General features: G+C 52.4%; 16 protein-coding genes. 9 read left to right on the top strand and 7 right to left on the bottom strand.

Going from position 1 to position 17720, the window contains the following annotated elements; all coding sequences use genetic code 11:
- Nucleotides 1-8 precede the first annotated feature (8 nt).
- The 7 genes from ABGT79_RS01365 to ABGT79_RS01335 all read right to left on the bottom strand — a co-directional run bounded on the left by ABGT79_RS01365 (nucleotide 9) and on the right by ABGT79_RS01335 (nucleotide 8345).
- On the bottom strand, nucleotides 9-2978 hold the full coding sequence (locus ABGT79_RS01365; protein WP_346664661.1) for a DEAD/DEAH box helicase: 2970 nt from the start codon (nucleotides 2976-2978) through the stop codon (nucleotides 9-11).
- A gap of 11 nt (nucleotides 2979-2989) precedes the next feature.
- Nucleotides 2990-3958, bottom strand: coding sequence for a hypothetical protein (locus tag ABGT79_RS01360; protein ID WP_346664660.1), 969 nt, complete (start codon nucleotides 3956-3958; stop codon nucleotides 2990-2992).
- A gap of 121 nt (nucleotides 3959-4079) precedes the next feature.
- On the bottom strand, nucleotides 4080-5609 hold the full coding sequence (locus ABGT79_RS01355) for a hypothetical protein (RefSeq protein WP_346664659.1): 1530 nt from the start codon (nucleotides 5607-5609) through the stop codon (nucleotides 4080-4082).
- A 15-nt stretch (nucleotides 5610-5624) separates the two neighbouring features.
- A complete protein-coding gene (locus ABGT79_RS01350) occupies nucleotides 5625-6059 on the bottom strand; it encodes a hypothetical protein (protein WP_346664658.1) in 435 nt (144 codons plus the stop codon).
- Between the two features lie 181 nt (nucleotides 6060-6240).
- The gene (locus tag ABGT79_RS01345) at nucleotides 6241-7278 is read right to left on the bottom strand and encodes a hypothetical protein (RefSeq protein WP_346664657.1); all 1038 of its coding nucleotides are present in this window, start codon (nucleotides 7276-7278) and stop codon (nucleotides 6241-6243) included.
- A gap of 25 nt (nucleotides 7279-7303) precedes the next feature.
- On the bottom strand, nucleotides 7304-7741 hold the full coding sequence (locus ABGT79_RS01340; protein ID WP_346664656.1) for a hypothetical protein: 438 nt from the start codon (nucleotides 7739-7741) through the stop codon (nucleotides 7304-7306).
- A gap of 349 nt (nucleotides 7742-8090) precedes the next feature.
- Nucleotides 8091-8345 (bottom strand): hypothetical protein, encoded by a 255-nt coding sequence (locus ABGT79_RS01335; RefSeq protein WP_346664655.1) that lies wholly within the window; start codon nucleotides 8343-8345, stop codon nucleotides 8091-8093.
- A gap of 437 nt (nucleotides 8346-8782) precedes the next feature.
- On the opposite strand from ABGT79_RS01335, the gene ABGT79_RS01330 reads away from it, so the two are divergent.
- The 9 genes from ABGT79_RS01330 to ABGT79_RS01290 all read left to right on the top strand — a co-directional run bounded on the left by ABGT79_RS01330 (nucleotide 8783) and on the right by ABGT79_RS01290 (nucleotide 17197).
- Nucleotides 8783-9349, top strand: a complete 567-nt coding sequence (locus ABGT79_RS01330) for a hypothetical protein (RefSeq protein WP_346664654.1) — start codon at nucleotides 8783-8785, stop codon at nucleotides 9347-9349.
- A 250-nt stretch (nucleotides 9350-9599) separates the two neighbouring features.
- Nucleotides 9600-10349: a glycosyltransferase family 2 protein gene (locus ABGT79_RS01325; protein ID WP_346664653.1), complete on the top strand. Its 750-nt coding sequence runs from the start codon at nucleotides 9600-9602 to the stop codon at nucleotides 10347-10349.
- A complete protein-coding gene (locus tag ABGT79_RS01320; RefSeq protein WP_346664652.1) occupies nucleotides 10346-10966 on the top strand; it encodes a hypothetical protein in 621 nt (206 codons plus the stop codon). Before ABGT79_RS01325 ends, ABGT79_RS01320 begins: the two co-directional genes overlap by 4 nt.
- Complete coding sequence (locus ABGT79_RS01315) at nucleotides 10963-11595, top strand: HAD-IA family hydrolase (RefSeq protein WP_346664651.1); 633 nt, start codon at nucleotides 10963-10965, stop codon at nucleotides 11593-11595. The genes ABGT79_RS01320 and ABGT79_RS01315 overlap by 4 nt, the downstream gene beginning before the upstream one ends.
- Nucleotides 11592-12326, top strand: coding sequence for a sugar phosphate nucleotidyltransferase (locus ABGT79_RS01310; RefSeq protein WP_346664650.1), 735 nt, complete (start codon nucleotides 11592-11594; stop codon nucleotides 12324-12326). Before ABGT79_RS01315 ends, ABGT79_RS01310 begins: the two co-directional genes overlap by 4 nt.
- On the top strand, nucleotides 12326-13360 hold the full coding sequence (locus ABGT79_RS01305; protein WP_346664649.1) for a WavE lipopolysaccharide synthesis family protein: 1035 nt from the start codon (nucleotides 12326-12328) through the stop codon (nucleotides 13358-13360). The genes ABGT79_RS01310 and ABGT79_RS01305 overlap by 1 nt, the downstream gene beginning before the upstream one ends.
- 9 nt (nucleotides 13361-13369) lie before the next feature.
- The gene (locus ABGT79_RS01300) at nucleotides 13370-13696 is read left to right on the top strand and encodes a hypothetical protein (RefSeq protein WP_346664648.1); all 327 of its coding nucleotides are present in this window, start codon (nucleotides 13370-13372) and stop codon (nucleotides 13694-13696) included.
- A gap of 11 nt (nucleotides 13697-13707) precedes the next feature.
- Nucleotides 13708-16173 (top strand): glycosyltransferase family 4 protein, encoded by a 2466-nt coding sequence (locus ABGT79_RS01295; protein ID WP_346664647.1) that lies wholly within the window; start codon nucleotides 13708-13710, stop codon nucleotides 16171-16173.
- Nucleotides 16166-17197, top strand: coding sequence for a hypothetical protein (locus tag ABGT79_RS01290; protein WP_346664646.1), 1032 nt, complete (start codon nucleotides 16166-16168; stop codon nucleotides 17195-17197). The genes ABGT79_RS01295 and ABGT79_RS01290 overlap by 8 nt, the downstream gene beginning before the upstream one ends.
- The last annotated feature ends 523 nt before the right edge of the window (nucleotides 17198-17720 follow it).

Genomic DNA, 17720 nt, shown 5'->3' with positions numbered 1-17720 from the left:
GTCACCCCTCAGTTGCGGGAAGATGGAATGTAAAGAAGTGCGAGGGCGGCTGTTTCCCGCCAGGGAATGTTCTTTTCGATCAGCAGTGCATGCACGTCTTCAAGAGTCTCGGGAACGGCTTCATCCGGACGGCACCATCCGTTTTTCATGAGCACCGCCATGAGCAGGCAGGAGCAAAAGAAGCTGAAGTCGCCCCGGGAAGACGGAGCGTTCAGTTCCTCGCTCCAGTTTTTTGAAGGCAGAAGCTCGTGCAGCAGGGCAAGAGCGCGCGACATGTCGGGCGAGGGCCGAAGAACGCTGTTCGCGGCTTCCCATATGGCGCCGGCATCGCCGCAGCTGCCGACATGGCTTGCTGTCCAGGAGCAGAGCTGGCAGATCTGGTTGCGGCAGTAGTTGTGCACTATGCTCTGCAGCTGTCTTCGTGCTTTCTGCTGCTTGTCGTTTCCGCCGCTGACAGGCCGGAGAATCAGCAGCTCATGCGGAGGCGCCGTCTGCGCCCCCTTGTTCGCGGCGCTGCGGGAAACGCTGAGTCCGCCGTTGAAGTAGGGAATGGCTCTGTCGGGAAGGCCGCAGCGCAGGCGGCGTTCCAGAACGGCCGCACATACGGCCTCTTCATCCGAAAGAAGTTCCGTTCCTCCGAAAAAGCGCACGAGAAGCAGCGCCCGCCAGGTGAAGCGTTCGGAAAGCCGCGGCGAGAAGAAGGGACCTTCCGCTCCTGGGTAACCGACCTTGACCGCCGGCCACATTCTTTCCTCCACGATGTCGAGACTACGGCCGGCCGCCCAGGCCATGACGGCAAGCAGCGTCATTCTTGTTCTGGACCTGCGCGCGCCTTTCTCCTGAGGGGTGTCGTTTCGGGACAGAACGGCGAGCAGCTGGCCGAGAGCCGTGTCGAACTGCCGGCGGAGCCCGGTGATTTCTTCCCCGGAAGCTCCGGGCAGATGCAGATTCTCTTCAAGAGCCGAGAAGAAATTTTCCTTGTCGTAGCGGGGAACGCGTCTGCCGTATATGCCGTTTATGAGCTGCTGTACGGAAGGACAGGCCAGAAGCGCCGTCATCCATATGAGCGGGCTTCCGGTCCGGACGCTTTTTTCCCTGAAATAGTTGCGCACGAGACTCAGCCATTCGGCCATGGCCTCGGCGTCTTCCAGGGGAGAACCGGAATCCAGCAGCGCGCATCCGGCCTGCGTTATTCTGTAGGTCGCTTCGGAGGAAGGAGCATTTCTTCGTTCCGCAAGCGCTATGCCCTTGCAGGCAAGGCCGCACAATTCGTCGAGCATGCGGCCGACATGAAGCTGAAAGCTCTTTTTGTCGGGGAGAGATTGCGCCTTCATGCCGTGCACGGTGCCCATGAGCCTCCGGGCTACCGTAAGAGCGGAGACGAAGCTTTCCGCGTCTCCCTGTTCCAGAGCCGCAGTTCTGAGCGCGCACAGATACATGGCCTGCACCTCCGCATCGCGTGCGCAGGCGTTTTCCACGGGATTGGGAGAAAGCACGCGCGTGGACCGGGTCCGATAGCAGTCCAGAAGCTTTTCCCGGACGACGTCGTCGTTGAGAGATGCGTATCTCCGGGCGGGAAGAGCGAGAACTGCAAGGCCGGTAGAGCCGGGGAATCTGCCCGCCCTGCCCATGATGTTGTGCATGTCGATGCCGTCCATGAACACGGCCCCCCCTTCCCACACCTGATAGGAAAGCGTGGTCAGAAGCACGACGTCTATCCGCAGGTTCACGCCGTAGGCCATGGTTGTCGTGGCAAGCAGAATGCAGCCTCGGGTGTCCTCTTCCCGAAAAACCTGTTCAACGGCGCTTCTCAGATCGAAATGCAGGTCTCCGCTGTGCAGAAAGATGCCTTTTTCCGCCCATTCCGCAAGCTGCCTGCGATGGCGTTGCGAAATGACGCCCTGCATTTCGAGGCGTTCCAGGTCGCTCAGGAATGCTTTCGGTTGTCTGGAGGGCGGCAGCTTCTCCCTTGTTCTGCAAAGGTTGGGAATGACGTTGAGAAGGATTTTCTTGTTCGTGTGCACCACGAGAAGACTGCGGCCGCTGTCGGCGTAGCGTCGAATGCAGTCCGCATCCAGGGGCATGAAGGGCGCGTCTTCGTCCAGAGGGAGTTTCCGGGCCTTGTCTATGAGTCCCCGCACGGTCTCGTCCATGCGGCTCAGATCCTTTTCTTCTGGAAGAAGCGGCGAGCTTTTCTCGAAAAGATGGAGCCGCGCTTCTTCACAGAGAAATTCGTCCGTTCTCGTTCTGCCGTAGAACGCGAGCCGGTGTTCGAGAGGCAGGGCGCGGCATTTGCCCGAAAGCGTCAGCGGGGGAATGTCCTGCAGTCCGTCTTTGCGGGTGAGAATGCGGCTGAGCAGCTTCAGAGTTTCTCCGCTTTCCACGGTAAGCACGACAACCCGTGCGCGGGCCTGGGACAGCGAGGCGAGAAGGGTGTCGAGTTTTACGCCCCGCTCCTTCAGATTGAACATGTGCGCTTCGTCCACCACGATGAGGGGGCTGCGGTCCTTCAAGGTCCAGTCGCTCATGAGCATGGAGAGAAGCTTTTCAAAAATGGTGCAGCATATGGCGGCGCGCCCTTTGTACACCTTCCAGTCGTCGGCGGCTTTGTCGCCTGTGGAAAGTATGATGTCGCTTTCCGGAATCATGCCGCGGCACAGTCGGCGCAGCCGGATCCAGTTTTCCTGAGCCAGCGGCCGGGTGGGAGCCGCGTAGAAAACCGTGCCCTTGTCGCGCAGGGCTCTTTCCATGATGAGGGCAAGCGCAAGCTGCGTTTTTCCGCTGCCGGGCATGCCGGAAAGAAGGAGATTCGGCGTCTCTCCCCTTTCGTCCGGCAGAAGCACGCCCGGTGTGCGAAAGACCAGAGCGGGAAGAGAACGTTCGTCAAGCGGGCTGTCCAGTGCTTCTGAGCTCTGCTCCGGCATGGACTGCCCGACGCCGGCAAAGCAAAGAATGCTGCGGAAGCTGAAGGCGGGCATCGTCGGAGACCTTACTTTTTGAGTACAAAGACCTGAATGGCCGAAGGGGAGGCGTTCCCTTCAAGACGGAACGTCAGCTTTTCCCGGGGAGGAATGACGGCAAAGCTGGCTACATCGCTGTCGGAAGAGGCGAATTCGGGAAGCTCAAGGCCCGTCTTTCGGGCAGCAGAGCCCGCATGAGGCGCTCTGACGGGAATGAGAAAGCCCTGTTCGTCCACCATCTGCACGCCGAGGGCCTTGGAATAGTGCGAAGTGATGGTGACCTTTCCGGCTTTTTCCTCCACGAAAAGCAGGTTTTTCCACTGGAAGATCTGCGAGCCGTTTGCGGCGGCATAGCTCAGCTCTTCGGGAAACTGCGTTTCGGCGGGACGCCTTGAGCAGTGCAGCTGCCCGACGCTGCGGGGCGCAGCGCCGCCGGAAGCAGATTTTTCCGTGCTTTCGGCCAGTTCCGCCACCTCGTGGATGGCGTTCATGGAAAAATACATGCTGTGCCGCACTTCCAGCAGACGGAACTGCGCCCTGGGATCGCTTTTATCGAGGTTCGTCATGGGGCCGCGGGATATTTCCCGCGTCAGCACGACCGCGCCGGGAAGAGCCGTGAAGCGCAGGCGGTCGAGCCAGGAAACGGGCAGAGAGTAGATGTTCCACGATTCCGCGAAAACCGACCGTTCGGCATCCAGAAAAACGTCGTCGGGCGTGGCCAGAGCGGAAAAGCCGCTTACCTGAGCCACCCTTACCACGTTGTAGGGAAAGATTTTGAGAATGAGCACGTCCGGCGCGTTGTAGTAACGGGGCATGGAGCCGGCCCAGCCGTTCTTCTCGCGGGAAACGGACCATACCTGTCCCGGGGAAGGATGAACATGCTCCTTTTTGGGGGAGCCCCCGATCAGGTCGGCCAGATGCTCCCACAGAAGTTCGCTGTCCAGCTCGTCGAGCCTCTTGCGGCAGAGGGGACACGCTTCAATGTGTTTTTTCAGCATCTCGTCGTCTGGAAAGGCGGCGAGTACGGAAGGGGGAGGGCACAATCTGTGCCTTCCGGCGCAGACAAGGTATTCCGAAAGAGGGAGATGGTGTTCCTGCATGTTGAATTCCTTCAGATGATCAAAGAAGGGCATCCGTAACCGGACGGCTTGAAAGTTTCTTTGTGAGCATGGTCCAGCACAGGGTGCGATAGTGCTCCGCTATGTTTTCGTTTTCCGGAACATGACGAGGCAGAGGATTGTTGTTCTGAGCAAAGGCAAGCCGGATGCGTTCGAGTTTTTTCTCCCAGGACATGTTGAGCCGGCAGCGTTCCGGACAGCGTGCGCATTCGCTCGGCAACGATTTTCCCCGGTCGGCCGTCCCGGACAGGCAGAGAAATTTGCGGAAGAGCAGAAAGGCCTGCTCCTGCTGCTCGGAAATGCGGTTTTGCGAGGAGAGGCCGAGCAGATGCTTCAGCGTGCATTTCGACATCTTGCCCTGAATCTGTCCCGATTCCAGAATCTTTACGGAATCTTCAAGGAGTTTTCTCCGGGGAGGGGGCAGCACTTCTCCTTTCAGTCTGTCTTTGCGGACTTCTTCCTCGCGCGTGTCGGAACCGCAGATGAGATCGGCAGACTTTTCGGAAGCACGTTTCAGCTCGCGGCGGTTTTCATCGTCCTTTTCCAGCGCAAGACGGCATTCGTCCAGCGTGCGCTGAATATCCTGCTCCGTCAGTCCTCCGTCGTTCACGCCCAGACTCCATAAATAGAGCTTGTCTTCCGGTGAGAGAAGACTGATGAAAAAGTCCATGGCTCTGGAGGTGTCGCTTATGAGCTCTTGAGAAAAATCCGTTTCCGGAGAAAAACAGGCGCGCTCGGCAAGAGGATCGGCTTGCCCGTAAGCCGGCGCGGAGGCGTCTTCGCCGTCAGGCCCCATCGCCGACTCGAGCGCGTCCAGCGGGTATTTCAGATTCGGGTAGCAGACGACAAGCGCCTGCCTGAGAACTTTTTTGGTAATGAACCGTTCCCGTCCGGATTCCTTGGCCAGAAATTCAGCCAGCTCCCGGGCGAAGGTCAGCAGTTCCCGGTTGCGGGGACCGTGTTTTCTTCTTCCTGTCTTGTAATTGCCTGTTTCGCTTGCCCGGTACACGGAGGCGGCGTCGAGGCCGGGCCGGAACCGGCCCGTGCTGCAGATGTCGAGCATGACGGATTCTTCTTCCTGCGTGGGCATGGGGGAAGATGCGTTCAGGGCAAAGGCGAAGCTCTTGTGCTTGTCCCATGAGAAGGCGAGGCTGCCGTCGTTGTCCTTCTGCTCCTGCAGCGCCTGGGAAAAGCGGTGGAGCATGTTCAGCAGGGAACCGTTCGGCGCCTTCTGCCTGTATCTGTTGTGTCTGAACTGCCTGAATTTCTCCTTCACGCTTTCGGCGCTCGTGTCGGCCTTCAGGCGGGAGAAGCCGTCGCCCTTCCAGAGAAAGTCCAGGAGATCTGCGTAAAAAAGGTTCTGTGCGGATTCGGTTTTCGGGCCGATCTGGTTCACTATTTCTTTTACCCATCGGTCGCAGGGCTTGTTGCGGGGGGGCCGGGCCGCAAACACCTCGCTGTTGCAGCCGCGATCTTCCGGTGAAGGTATCGTTGCGGAAGGCCTTGCCTTTGCAGTGGAGACTCTGGTCATGATCCGTATCCTTCATCAGATGACGTCTTCCGGGGCAACGAGACCCCAGAAAGCGATTTTGGGTGTGCCGGCAGGGCCTGAAAGTTCGGCAATGTCGTTCATGTCCGTCACAGGAAAGGAGTGCTCCTCACTGAGGTAGGTCCGGGCAACGAAAATATTTCCTGTGGACGTGCAGGTGTTCTGTTCTATGAATCTTCGTTCCGGCAGATTCTGCCAGTTTTTTGTAGAGCAGGGGCAAACAGAGAAGATCGAGTTTCCCAGGCTGCGGGTGATATATACGGGATGGTGGTGATTCATTTTCCATTCCGGAAGATTCTGGGGGAAGCCTCCCTGCGTGGCCTGCTTCAGTTTCTGGTTGTTGGCACGAATAAAGTACATGCCCGTCTGCACATGTCTGGGAAGAGGCGCCGGCTGTTTCGGATAATGAGAAGAAAATGGTTGTATTTTCAAGGTAATGCTCCCGTAATGCCGTGTTGGGCAATAGTGATATGATCTTATGCAACAGTATAGGAATTTTTGACTTTTGGTAAAGAGATAAAAAAGGCAAGGAAAAACAGCCGAATTCATGCCGGAAAATCGCTGATTGACGCAGTCGTGCGGGATGCGTGCGCACGCATCCCGCACGACTGCATCAATCAAAAAGTCTGCCGATGGCGTGGCCGAGCACTCTTCCTCCGAGTCCTCCGCTCAGGGCGCCCGCAAGTCCGAAGAGCGCCGTGCCGATTCCGGGACACAGGGCCGTTCCCAGGGCCATGCCCGCAAGCGTGCCGCCGTATCCGCCCGCGGCGGAAGATGTTGCGGAAAGAGAGGTCTTGGCCAGATCTTTCGGCGTTGATTTGCCCTGCAGGCATCGGACGGCCTCCTGCCCGATTTCCACAGCGGCAAAGGCGGCTGCCGTGGCGGCGTTGCCGCCGGCGAGCTTTTTGAGACTTTCGCCGCCGAGGCGTTGTCCCAGGGCCTTTGCCCCCTCCTTCAGCGCAAGGGCGGCCGCCGTGGTGCCTCCCGCATTCACGGCCCCTCTGCCGCTTTCAATGACGACGTTGCCGATCACCTCCGCCTTGCTGATTTCTCCCCGGGCGCAGCGCTTCATACCGGTCGCCAGAGCGGACATGCCGGAGAGTGCGGCTCCCAGCGCGGCGCTCTGAGCAGAACAGGCTCCGATGTCCTGGAGGTTGCTCCACAGCAGATCCTTGTTTTTGCATTGCACGCCGGCATTGTCCGCCACGCGGGTGGTTCTGCTGCTGGAAATGTTGGTGGATTCCATGGGCTGATCCGTTGTTGTTTTGCTTTTGTTGTACCCTGCGACGGTTTCCCGCGTGCCCATGAGCTTCGTGCTGTGGTACTTTTTTGTGCGAACTTTTGTCAGCGTGTCTCTGATGCCGGCAGGGCTGGTACAGTCCTTGAGCTGATAGCGCCCCACGTTCTTCCCGTTCTGCATCTGAACAACATCGACGGCATGGGCATGAGGGTTTCTGGTGAGCATGGCCCTTTTGCCGTTCCACATGTTGACCGGGTTCAGATTCAGCTTGTCCCGAAAGAGAATTTCGTGAATCACCCCCTTGAGCTGCATGTTGTTGCCTGCGCGATCCAGCGACTCGCATCCCACGGAGTCGAGGTAGTGTTCGAAGGCGGCGGAGCAGGTATTGGCTTTTTCCCGGGCTTTTTTCATGAGTGTTCTCCTGATGTGAAAGGGTTCAGCGGCAAAGCAGACGAAGAATCCGCATGATTATGATGGGGTCGCCGGGCAGACGGCGAGGAATGGGCGGGGTGCGGAGTATGTCGGGCAGATGAAAAATGGGGGGAAACATGGTTGTCTCCAAAAAGCGGCCCTTCGCGAGCCGGTTTGAAAAGTTTGTCTTACTTTGAGTAGTTTTGTTTTTCGGGCAGATTTCACCATGGTCTGAAAAAATTTTTTCAAAACGTGAAACAGCGGAAAGGAGTGCTGTGCGGTGAATGGTGGAGGAGCGCTTGCCGGCGACATGGAAGGAGAAATTCGCCGGAGTCTCGTTTCTGCTCCGCGTAAAGGCTGTGCTGTTTTCAACGGCGCGCCGCAACGTTTGAAAAGAAAATCTGAAGGAAAACGAGGGGCAAAGATGACCTCGACGCCTCGCTGATTCGACATGGCGCAGCATACGCGCGCGTTCAGAGCGGCCGGGCTGTGGGAACTATTGTTTCGGCATGTGCGTCATGAAGGGCGACATGCGGGATTCCAGAGTATTGTCATGCGCACGGCACGTTTCTCGCGCCGTGCGGCTCGGCACACGGCAGCCCGGCTTGAGCCGACATGACGGCTCAAGCCGGCGAGGGGGCCTGAGAAGTTCAGGCAGGCGCCCTTAATGCGCGAGCAGGTGACAGGCCCTTGCGGAGCCGGGCAATCCACCCGTTTTCCAGGGGCCTGACTTGATCACGAATGTTCTCCCTGCCGTCTCCCTGATTTTTCGATGATGCCAATCCGCTGGAACTGTTTTTACTGTCAAATAATTATTGGTCGGCATCGTCATGTTTCCATCGGCCTCTCTGCAAAACGGCGAGCTGTCTTGTAAGCTGCGTTTTTCCTTGCCGGTGGCGGGACAAGACAGGCCTGTTTTTCGTCATTTTTGTTGCCGCAGGCCTCATCTGACGCCGGTTGCCGCCTTTCTTCCCCCGCGCGTTGTCTTTTTCCGGCGTTTTCCCTGCGATTACGATTTCTTTTCCTTCCTCTTCGCGTCGTACAGAGCGGCAGCGGCTTTCGTTCATGCCGGGCGTTTTGGGGCAATCCGAGGATGGACGATGTGAGGCGTCCGTTTGTGTCCTTTGCAGAGCAGCGTTCAACATATCGTTTGTTTTTGCTGACTTTCCGTCCCACGCATGATCTGAGGCGCTTTTTTACAATCCTGATGATGTCAGTTTTGTTCGGTCCTGCAGCTGGGAACATCCGAAAATTCCGGCAACGAAGCAACGTCGATGCTGATTCGGTCTCTAGCAGTCAGAAGGCACACGTCTGGGATGCCCGGTTGAGGAATCGCGCATGACAGGCAGGAAAAATATCATTGTCGTGACTGACGGGAATGATATCAATCAACTGTGTCTGTTCGATAACTTCGTCAAAAGGAAATATCTTCCCTGCGTACAAAAATATAAGCGGAGCTGGAAGACGGACGAACAATATCTGACCAGGCATATACTGCCGTATCTTGGAGGCTGTCTTTATAACAGAAGTACCTGAAAAAACGCTTGGTGCATGGCTTTATGCTTTAAAACAACGGACTGTCACCCAGTTCGCGCCGTCGTTCGTGCTGGCCGACAAAGCATATTGTGGACTTTGCCGTGCGCACGGGCGCGCTCAGCAGCACGGCGTTCCACCATATGGTCGTGCGCAGAAATGCGCCGCAAAAAACACCGGAATGCTTACACACGAAGAGGCATTGAAGTTGATTTGTCTGCTGGAAGAATATGCCGGCCGTCCCGGCGCGCAGGCCGTTCATCTGCTGCCGGCCGGAGCCGGCAAGTCGGAAATTCTCCATGCCCGCCGGCAGGAGGTGCATCTGCGACGCGCCGCTCCTGCCGCGAGAACGGTCCATGCCGGCCGGAACGGATTCATTCCGCTGAGTCAGGAAGCTGCCGGAGTTGTTCGTCGTCTTCCCCGGCGCAAAGACGCGCCGCGGCTCTTGCCTCGTCGTCGGGAATCCTCTCACGTCTGTTTTTTATGCCTGGAATCTCCTGCGCCAATGCCGGAGGAAAACGGAATTTCGCCTTCATGAGCTGCAACTCGGGTTTGCAGAGTTTGATTTTATGAGTGTCCAAAAGAAATAAGTTTTTATAAACTGTTGTAAGTTATAAACGTAGATTTATACATGGTATATACGAAAGTATGCTTTAAAATAAATTTAATGATTTATTAATAATAAAATTTTATAAATAATACAGATAGCTTTTTTATTTTTGCATCGTAATTATGACGTGGGTTTCATTTTTATAAAAGTATAATGGTACATATTATCAGGAGAAGGTATGCTGAATATCGTACTTCCTATGGCAGGCAGAGGGAGCAGGTTCTCAAAGGCCGGGTATACCATTCCTAAGCCTTTTATTCCTATTCATGGAGTTCCCATGATTAAGGTGGTGATAGACAATCTTACCCCACGCTGTGATCACCGATTCATCTTCATCTGCCAGAAAAAGCATCTGGAAACATATGATGTTGAACGCAGACTTCGTTCCTACACAAGAAACCCCGTGATCATTGCCGTCGACGGCATCACGGAGGGACAGGTTTGCACGGCACTGTGCGCGCGAGCCTTTTTCAATGACGAAGATCCACTGATGAGTGCCAATACCGATCAGTACATTGATATCGACATCAATGAATATCTTGACGCCATGCAGTCCCGAAATCTTGATGGCATGATTATGACCATGAAATCAACAGATCCCAAATGGTCATATGCCCGTACCGATGAAAGAGGACTGGTTGTGGAAACTGCTGAAAAAAAGGTTATCTCCGAAGATGCTACAGTAGGAATATTCAACTTTTCGCATGGATACGACATGGTGCGTGCTGCAGAAAAAATGATTGCAGACAATGTTCGCATTAATGGAGAGTTCTATACTTGTCCATGCTATAATTATCTTATCAAGGAAGGAAAACGTATAGGCATATATCCTGTGGGCAGAGAGTATTCCGGCATGTACGGACTTGGCATTCCTGAAGACCTCGAATTTTTTATTTCGCACCCCATCTCACGGAAGGTCATAAGATGAACATACTTTCTCATCGCGGCTGGTGGAATACTCTTGCGGAAAGAAACAGCGCAGCGGCCTTTCAACGCTCTTTTTCTGCTGGATTCGGCACGGAAACCGATGTTCGAGACCTTTGTGGTACGCTTGTTGTTTCTCATGACATGCCCTCCGGTGATGAGATGCTGTTCGAGGACGTTTTGAAAATCATGGATGGACGCAATCTTCCCCTGGCCATCAACATCAAGGCCGATGGACTTGTCGAACCGCTTCTGGAGATGCTGAACAAGTATCGGCAGACATGCTATTTTACTTTCGACATGTCGATTCCTGATCTTGTTGTTCAGACGACATATGGGGCGAATGTCTTCACTGGCCTCAGCGATATCGTGCCTGCCCCGGTGCTCCTTGATAAGTGCTGTGGCATATGGCTGGATGCTTTTTTTTCCGAATGGTACGGAGCTGATCTTATCGATGGTCTGCTGGAGAGCGGCAAACAGATATGCATTGTTTCTCCTGACCTGCATAAACGAAATCCGTTTGCGCACTGGGAAGTCATACGCTCGTGCCGAGGTCTTCGAGACGGCAGGCTCATGCTCTGCACGGATATGCCTGACAAGGCCAGGGAGTTCTTTGCATGAAAATAAAAGCTGTGCTTTTTGATATGGACGGTGTTCTTATCGAGGCTAAAGAATGGCACTATGAGGCTCTTAATCAGGCTCTCGGAATTTTCGGGTATGAAATAAACAGATTTGAGCACCTCACAAGCTATGATGGACTGCCTACAAGAGTAAAGCTCAATAAACTTACCGTTGAGAAAGGATTGCCGGAATCTTTGCATGGCTTCATCAACGAAATGAAGCAGCAATATACCATCGGGCTTATCCACAGATTCTGCAAGCCCCGTTTCAATCATGAATATGCCCTCTCCAGGCTGAAGGCGGAAGGATACAAGCTGGCTGTCGGTTCCAATTCCATACGGCAGACGGTGCGTCTCATGATGGAAAAGGCCAAGCTTATTCAGTACTTCGATCTTATTCTCAGCAATCAGGACGTCAGACACGCAAAGCCTTCTCCTGAAATTTATCTGACAGCTATGGAGCGTCTGGGGGTACGCCCTGAAGAGTGTGTCATAGTTGAAGACAACGAAAACGGCATCAGAGCGGCGATAGATTCCGGCGGATATGTTCTTCCTGTGAAAACCGTTGACGACGTCACGTATGAGAACATCATGACAAGAATTCATGAAGTGGAGGAGGGGGCATCATGAACATCGTCTTTCTCATGGGGGGGAAAAATGATTCCCGGCCAGGCAGCGACTACCCTATTTATATGGCGGAAGTTCATAATCATCTGATTCTGGAAAATCAAATAAATTACGTTCAGGACGCAGCTCCGGAACATGTCATCTTCTGCGTCAGAAAGCATGACATAGAACAGTATCATGTGGATTTCATCGCCAGAGCGCTGACAGACAACGCCGTCATAGTGCCTATGTGCGGGCAGACGAAAGGAGCCATCTGCTCAGCGTTGCTTGCCTGCTCCTATATCGACAACAACGAGGAACTTGTTCTTTGTTCTGTTGACGACTGTGTTGATCAGCCGCTGCGAGAAATTCTGCAGAATTTTCGTGAACAGCAGTGTGATGCCGGAATTGTGACATTTCGTTCCGTCCATCCACGCTACTCCTTTGTAAAAACAGATGAGAATGGAACAGTTTGTGAATTTTCAGAGAAAAAGCCGATCAGCAGGAATGCCTTGGCAAGTATCTATTATTTTTCGAAAGGCAGTGATTTTGTAGCTTGTGCCAAAGATGTTATACGTAAAGATAATGCCATTAATGATAAATTTTATATCAGTCAGACTTTGAATGAAATGATTTTGAAGCAAAAAAAGATAACTGTTCATCATATTGACAACCAGTTTTTCCATCCCATGAAGACGGAAATGCAACTCGCAAGCTATTTGAAAAAGCTGGAAAATGCACTGGAGAGCGTATAATGGCACAGCGACCTCTGGATAAGGATATTTCTGTCGTTATCCAAGGAGCTCTTTCCGCTCATACGCCGGAGGTCCTGCGTTCCGTCCGACGTTTTCTGCCTGCGTCTGAGCTTATTCTTTCCACCTGGAAAGGGGCCGATGTCGACGGGCTGGATGCCGACGTCGTTATTTTGAACGATGATCCCGGCGGATGCATATGCACGCGAAGCGGGATAGTGCAGAATCTGAACCGCCAGCTCGTATCGACCCGCGAAGGCATACGAAGAGCTACCCGTAAGTTCGTTCTTAAACTTCGGTCCGACACCAGGCTCACCGGCAGCGGCTTTCTGGACTTCTGGACGCGCTTTCCCCAACGGGAAAAAGCGTTCTCTCTGTTTTCCAGACGCCTGCTTGTCTGCTCTTTCTATACGCGCCCGCCTTTCTGGAAAAAGCAGGCGTATCTCTACCACCCTTCAGACTGGACGAGTTTTGGTCTGAAGGAGGACATGCTCCTTCTCTGGGATGTTCCTCCGGTAAAGGAACCGGACTTTTCACAATATTTTTGCAGGGAATATCCGGATGGCACATGGACGAGATTTTTCCCCGAGCAATATTTTCTCATTGCCTGCATGGCAAAGCTCGGCGTTCCTGCCGGGATACGGAGTCAGAGAGATTACAGTGAAGATCTGGCGCTGCGCTCTCAGCACATTCTTTTGAATAATTTCGTTATTCTCGATTATGGAAAACAGTTTACTATTTCCTGTGCAAAATATCCCTCAATATACAGCGATTCAAAAGTGCAGTCATATCGTAATTTTCTCATTTTTTATAAAAAATATTGTGACTGCTTTTATCCTGTTTCGAGAAAACTTGTATGGCGTGAACTGTTGGGAATAGAAGATGCTCTTGATAATATAAAGTTTCATGTTTTTCGTATAAGAAGACATAAAAATAGAATATTTGAAGTCCTGGGACAGTCTTTAGGCATATTGTATTACATTGCAGTTGTTTTATTCCGTACAGTAATTTTTTTATACAGAATTATCTTTTTTTGATGGGATGACATGAAGATCGCAAAACTCAGCGACATGACGAAAGGATGGTTCATAGGTGACTTCCGCCCCAGTCTTCTAAGGACACAGGATGTTGAAATTGCAGTTAAAACTTACCAGAAAGGCGATTGTGAGGCAGCTCATTATCACAGAATTGCTACCGAATATACCGTTATAATATCTGGCAAAGTGAAGATGAACGGCAAGGAATACGGAAAAAATGATATCATTGTTATGGAACCGTGTGAATCCACAGACTTTGAATGTCTTGAAAACGGCACTGTAAACGTTGTGGTGAAAATTCCAGGGGTGCCCAACGATAAATATGTTCTCAAGTAACAGGAGCATATATGCACAAGCGAATACTTCTCTGCCTGAACAGAGACCAGAGTAAAACATTTGACTATTCCGTTGATCCCGATGACGCCATGCTGATGCTTGGCGGAAACAGCGGAAACAACGTATTCCAGTACACGCTGCAGAATCTGCTCCGGGGAGAAGACTGCCAGGTAGATATAGATACGGATTTTTTTGCGGATTTTTCCGCTTTTCGGGCAAGAGCAGATGCCATCAGCGCAGAATACGATGCCATGGTTTTTTCTCCGGCCAATGTATTTGCCAACTATGCTGTTGATGCCGGACTCACATTCTGGCGCGACAACATAGAAAAGCTTCGCATCCCGGTATACGCCATAGGTGCCGGAGCGCAGTCCGACGCCTCCTTTTCCCTCGGTTTTGTTGATGAAATTCGAGATCAGGCCACAGCCTTCGTCAGGAGCATTCTGAATACCGGAGGAACGCTGGGGCTCAGAGGCTATTTCACTGAAAGCGTCGTGCGGGCGCTGGGCTTCCAAGACTCTGATTACACGGTCATCGGCTGTCCTTCCATCTTTCTCAGGGGCAGAGGCCTGCGCATGGAAAAGCCGAAGCTCGCCAGAGAGGAGCTCAGAGTCGCCGTGAACGGATTTCGAGCATGGAACGACAGGGCGTTCCACCGGCATTTCCGGGAATATCCGGGCTCCTATTTCGTCTGTCAGGAAGAATTCTATCGCCTGCTGTACGCTCCCGACAAGCTGACCTGGAAAGAGCTTCAATATCTGTCCGATCCCTCGGAGCTCTGGCTCTCCATGTACAGACAAGACAGAATAGCCCTGTATGGCGACATTCCTGCATGGTTCGAAGATTTGAAGCGCAGGAAGATCAACTTTTCCTTCGGATGCAGAATTCATGGCAATATTCTCCCCATACTGGCCGGCATTCCAGCGTATCTGGATGCGCTGGACTCGCGAGTCAGGGAACTTGGCGAGTTCTTCTCCATTCCTGCCAGAACCTTCGACCGTAACCCCGAAGATCTCTATGAGCTCTACGAACAGACCGACTACACGGCGTTCAATGCCGGCTTTGCGGCCCGCTATGATAATTTTGCCGCGTTCATGAGCGCCTGCGGACTTCCGTGCTCTCCTGCGTCCGGTGAACCGCCGCACGGCGTCGTTCCTCGCATAAAGGACGACGATAAGGATATTGTCGAGCTTGTCGCCGCCTCCGTCAGCTGCAATCCTTCCGTATTCAGGAGAGACGTGGACGCCAGAGACGTCGTCTTTGTGGCGCATGAATTCGGCCTGTATAAGGGACATGGAGGAATAGCGTCATATTTATATAATATATGTAAATACTTAGTAGAAAATACGAATATAAATGTTCATGTCATATCTCCGACCGTAGATGAAGCATGTGATCTTTTGAGATTTAAAAATTTTGCTATGCATCATATAAGCGGAAATATTTCCGAACAGAGAGGAAAAGTTTTTTCCATATGCGCCGACATACAGCCTCAATATATAGAATTTGCAGAATATGCCGCTCTTGGCATGAACTGTACCATGAACAAGGCATCGGGGCAGGATACTTTTAAAAATACTCTGCTTGTCACGAACAATCATACGGCCTCAAGGGAATGTTATGAATGGTCTTCAGGGTTGCCGTATGAATATGCATCGTCAAGTCTTATGCAGAATGTTGCCTGGGAAAAAATACAGATGGAGACAAGCGACGTATGCATTGCTCCTTCAAAATTCCTTGGGAAATATGTTAAAAAGCAATATCGGCTTAAAGACAAAGTTCTTTTTTTCATGAATCCGTTTATGACAAAAATAAAAAATAAAAGTGAGCTGCAGAAGGAACTTGCTGGAAAATATGATTTATATCATTATAATGATTCTTTTAATATTACTCTTGTAACTCGTTTTGAAGGACGCAAGAATCAAAAGCTGCTGGTGAAGGCGTTTTTATCTCTTATGCAGGCATCGCCGGAGAACATTCGACTCTTTCTTGCCGGCGGCAGCACCTGCAATCCCCATACGGGCGAGGACTACAGGGAAGAGGTGTGGCGGTCTCTTCCCGAAGATCTCAAAGACCATGTCTTGCTTTATGATTTTCTGTCGCAGTCCCAGCAGGAGCCGTTCATGGCCGTCACAGACCTCACCGTCATGCCGTCCGTGTTTGAAAATCAGCCCATGGCCATGATTGAAACTGCCATGCGCGAAATTCCGGTCATTGCTTCACGCTACAGCGGATGCGCGGACTATCTGCTGCCCGAAATGCTTTTCGATCCCTTCGTGGAAGGCAGTCTGGCCGAAGTCGTCGGCAACTTCATGCGCAAATCCGCAGAAGAGCGGGCCGCCATAGCCTTGATTCAGAAAAGACGGCTTTCCGCCATCATTTCCCCTGCCGTGTCCATTCTTCCCCGTTTTTCTCTTGCTCCCCGGCGTACACGCAGAGGCCTGAATCTCGATTTGCAGGAGCTTTATCATGAATAATGCGTTTTCGTTGCTGATTCACGGTCCGCTGGAAGGTCAATGGATTGACGAAATTGTGCGTCAGATCAGACAATGTGCCTTTTCGTTTAAAAAAATAGTTGTTGTCGGCTATGCCGCTGACGAGGCGGAATACAGACAAATTCTTGAAAGGCAATTTCAAAACATCCGCTTCACTCTGGTCTGCGTGCCTGACCTCATCAATCCCGGATTCTTCAACATCAACCGGCAGATTCATATGGTATCTGCCGGTCTTGCCGCCTGCCCGGAAGACAGTCTGGTATTCAAGTTGCGCAACGATCAGTGCGTCGACTTCAATGCAGTCGCCAGGCTGGCGCCCATTGCATTGAGTGGAAAAATTGTCACTACGAATTGCTTTACGAGAAAGGACAGACTCTATCATCCTTCGGATATGTTTCTTTTCTCCTCTTGGGAACTGCTGAAAAAGTATTATTCCTGTCCTCTGATGCAAAGAACGCATTTGGGGCATATGCTGGACCTGCAACTGCAATTCAGGGCAGAACCCGAAAGCATGAAAAGCCTGCCCCTTGTTCCTGAATCCTATCTTTTCAGGGAATATTTGAAAGCCTGCGGCTACAGTATAAAAGAAACTCCCGAAGACAGTCTTCAGGCGCTGCGGAAGTTCATGTATGTGGTCAATAGTTGGGATATCTCCTTCCGCTGGAACAAAAAAAGGACTCCCTTCTATCCCAGAGGCAGCCTCATACTTCCCTATACGTATAATATGAGGCCGTTCGCAGGAGCTCCGAAGGAGCACGCCTCATGTCTTGCCCGGCATGAGGTCAATGGAGAAAGACCGACCGTAAAGGATAGGTTCTACATCGAAAAAAGCCTTCTGATCTTTTCCCTCTCCCGCGAGGCCCTTTGCACCCATAAGCCCAGATTCAAATATGCGACCTATAAACTGCTGATGACGCTTTTGAGAGGCATGCCGTATTTTATTTACAGAAAATACTGTGACAAACTGAAGAGAAAAATAGATAAGTACAGGAACTGTCAGGCGTAGTCTTTTGTTATGGCGTCATCATGTGCTCTTTTCTTGCAGGTATTGCGGAACATATCGGCTCGGAAGAAAGGGGACGGCTTGTAAAAGAAACCCGTTCCGGTGGCTTGGGATCGCTCTGCGCTACTTGGAAATGTTGTTTTTACCGCATGTTTCAGTCGGCATGATATACCCCCGGCAGGGCACAAGGATTCTCGGGGAAGGAATTTTCCCATGCCGTTCTTGAATTTCAGGTCAAGCCGTGCCGTTTTTCCACCTGTTGACAGCTCGAACTCCTGTCAGAGGTGTGGGGCTGTCGCATGCTTTTGGGGACTCCGGGGCAGAGCCGTCTCCAAACTTAGCCTCGGATGCCGCGGCGATTGACGGTAAAACGGCATCCACCGTTTTTTCACGCAATCTGCACGTTGCCCCTGCGTTGCTCCGGAAGGTAAAGAGCGTTGCCATTTTCCTTGCACGAGCGCTTGTCTCCGGCATCGCATGTGAAACGGGGGCGGTCAGGTTCTGAATTCAAGGTTCTTCTCCTGCA

It is taken from the genome of uncultured Mailhella sp., from assembly GCF_963931295.1.
GTDB lineage: Bacteria > Desulfobacterota > Desulfovibrionia > Desulfovibrionales > Desulfovibrionaceae > Mailhella.
This window is presented reverse-complemented; position numbering and strand designations above follow the sequence as displayed.